The organism is Streptomyces sp. MBT65, assembly GCF_016612545.1.
Lineage (GTDB): Bacteria > Actinomycetota > Actinomycetes > Streptomycetales > Streptomycetaceae > Streptomyces.
This window is the reverse complement of sequence record NZ_JAENRY010000533.1, coordinates 1-2987: the sequence shown is the minus strand read 5'-3', so window position 1 is coordinate 2987 and position 2987 is coordinate 1. Positions and strand designations below refer to the sequence as shown.

At 70.9% G+C, this 2987-nt stretch carries 2 protein-coding genes and 1 pseudogene; all 3 read left to right on the top strand.

Annotation, left to right across the window (positions count from 1 at the left end):
• Positions 1-82: 82 nt before the first annotated feature.
• Positions 83-445: a hypothetical protein gene (locus JHN63_RS49830; protein ID WP_374223032.1), complete on the top strand. Its 363-nt coding sequence runs from the start codon at positions 83-85 to the stop codon at positions 443-445.
• Positions 442-1008: a MarR family winged helix-turn-helix transcriptional regulator gene (locus tag JHN63_RS49825; protein WP_200691749.1), complete on the top strand. Its 567-nt coding sequence runs from the start codon at positions 442-444 to the stop codon at positions 1006-1008. Before JHN63_RS49830 ends, JHN63_RS49825 begins: the two co-directional genes overlap by 4 nt.
• Positions 1009-1116: 108 nt before the next feature.
• Positions 1117-2987: pseudogene (locus tag JHN63_RS49820) on the top strand (cellulosome protein); the annotation flags it as partial.

Sequence of the window (2987 nt, the reverse complement as noted above, 5' to 3'; positions counted from 1 at the left end):
CGCTCGGTGATCAGCTCACCGGGCCGCTGCGCCCGGTGAGCTGATCACCGAGCGGGTCGTCGACACCCTGGTCGGCGCCTCGGTGGGCCTGCTCGCCGCCGCCGTCGTCACCAATCGGCGCGCGACCGACCGTATCGAGGAGGCCCTGTCCGCGGTCGAACGGGCCCGCGCGCGGGCCGCACGACTGCTCGCGGAGTCGACTCCCGCGCGCGGGACCCTGGAATCCGCGCACCGCGCGCTCGCCGCCGCGCTGGTCGAACTGCGGGCCACCGTCGACGCCGCGTCCGGCGAGTGGTGGCAGCGCGCCCTGCCGCAGGAGCGGGTCGTGCTCGCCGAACAGTCCGGACACCGTACGCTCGCCGCGACGGTACGACGCCGGGAGTCGCACTCCTGGCCGACCGAGGATCGGCGCACGGGCAGGAAGACGGAGGGCGTACGGGGATGACGGCAACCAATGGACGGCCGGTGGACGGCGCGGCCCGCCCCGGCGCACCGAGCGCGGCCCGGCACGACACCGTCGCCGCCGTCGTCGGGCAGTGGCAGGCCGTGCACCCCGACCTCGACACCGGCCCGATGGAGATCATCGGCCGGATCAACCGGTGCGCCGCCCTGCTCCAGCAGGCCGAGGACGCGCCGCTGCGCCGGGCCGGGCTCAGCCGCCCCGAGTTCGACCTCCTCGGCGCGCTCCGCCGCACCGGGCGCGAGCTGACGCCGAGCGAGCTGACCCGGGAGACCTTCTCCTCGGGCGCCGCCGTCACCAAGCGCCTCAAGCTGCTGACCGAACGCGGCCTGGTCGAGCGTCGCGGCGACACCCGGGACCGCCGCGTTGCCCATGTCCGGCTGACGGACGCCGGCCGCGACCTCGTCGATGCCGTCCTGCCCGAGCAGCTCGCCTACGAGACCACCGTGCTCGCCGGTCTGGACACCCCCGGACAGGGCGAACTCGCCTCCCTGCTCGGCGAGTTGCTGGTCCAGCTGGAAGGCCGGCCGGGCGTGCTCCGCGTCTGAGCCGTCGTACGCGGCATGGACGCGCCGTTGACGCGAGTCGCGTGATCTCCCTACGTTCGACCAGGTCAGTTCGGGAAGCCGACTGGCGTACGAAATGTCGAACAAGGGATTGATGCCGTGGCAGCCGAAGCCTCCGCCGCTCCTCTTCCTGGGACCCTCACCGTCGACCTCGGCACCGACACGGGCCCCTTCCACGGAGGCGCGAGCGGCACGCTCTACGGCCTCTACGGCGACGGCGTCCCCAGTCGCAACGCTGTGGAGGGCATGTACGTCCGTACGGTCTCCACCAAGGCCCAGGACGGCGTCCAGCACCCGGGCGCCGACGCCCTGGAGATCCTGCGCCCCTTCGTGGAGGCGGGCGGCCGGGACGTCTACGTCTACATGACCGACATTTACCGCGGCTTCCCCTACGAATGGCCCGGCGCCACCGGAGCCGAGCGCCTCGCCGACTTCACGGCACGCGTCCGCCGGCAGCTCGAGCAGATCCTGACGCTCGGCGCGTACCAGTCCCATGTCGTCTACGTCCCGTTCAACGAGCCCGAGGGCAACATGTACGGCACGGAGGAGTGGAGCTACGGCCGGGTCTCCTGGCGCGACGACCCGACCCACTACTTCGCCGCCTGGCGTGACCTCTACCGCCTCATCAAGGAGCTGGACCCCGGAGCCCGCATCGCCGGCCCCAACACCTGCGAACTGTACGACGAGGTCAGGGACTTCCTGGAGTTCGCCAAGGCGGAGGACGTCCCTGCCCGACGTCGTCACCTGGCACGAGTTGTCCTCGCCGGACGAGATCCGCACGAACGTCGCCAAGTACCGTGCGCTGGAGCGGGAGTTGGGCATCGGCCCGCTGCCCGTCAACATCAACGAGTACGCGCACAACTACCACGTGTCCGTCCCGGGCCAGATGATCCAGTGGATCGCCGCGATCGAGGAGTCCAAGGTCGACGCCGACTTGGCGTACTGGAACATCGACGGCAACCTCAACGACTCGGTCGTGGAGGCCAACAAGGGCAACGGCCAGTGGTGGCTGTTCAACGCCTACGGGCAGTTCACGGGCCACACCGTGCAGGTCACCGCGCCCCACCCCAACGTCCAGTACACGCTCCAGGGCGTCGCCGCGCTCGACCGGGCCAAGCGACAGGCGCGGCTGCTGCTCGGCGGCGCGGGCGGTTCGGCGGACGTCGTGTTCGAGCACGTCGACCCCGAAGTATTCGGTACGACCGTCCACGCGCGGCTCCTGGAGATCCCCTGGACGGGTCAAGTGGGCGCCTCCGCACCGCCGTTGAGGCTCGCCGAGTACGAACTCCCTGTGGGGGACGGCAAAGTGACGGTGCGTCTGACGGACCTGGAGGAGATGTCGGCGTACCAGGTGATCCTGTCCCCGGGCGGCAACGGAGCCGTGGCGTTGCCGCCCTCGGTCGCCTGGCGGCGCTCGTACCAGGCGGAGGACGCGGCCTACATCGGTGACGGTCACTCCCTGAACGGGCCCGAGGGGTCCCCCTCCGACGTCGACAGGTTCGCGGGCTCGACCGGCTATCACGTGGGCGGACTCCGTACCGGTTCCGACGGCGTGCTCGTCTTCTCCGTGGAGGTCCCGCAGGACGGGACGTACGACCTGAGTGTCTTCGCCAACTCGTACAACCTGGCCGACGCGGTGGCCCTGGGCGGCGGCGCACGCGTCGACTACGGGCAGGTCGGAGCCTCCGGTCCCGGTGTCGTCGTACTGCCACGGGGTGGCACCGCCACCTTCTGGGTGCACGCGGCGGACGACGGGGAGGCGACCGTGACCGTCGAGCGGATCGGCTCCGGGGAGGGCGAGTTGACGATCAACGGCGAGAACGTGCGGACGGTCGGCGGAGGTGACGAGAGGATGGTGGACGGAGGTGACGAGGGGATGGTGGACGGAGAGGGCGTGAGGATGGTGGACAGAGAGGGCGTGGGGATTGTTGAACGATCCTCCCTGCCCCTGCCCCTGCCCC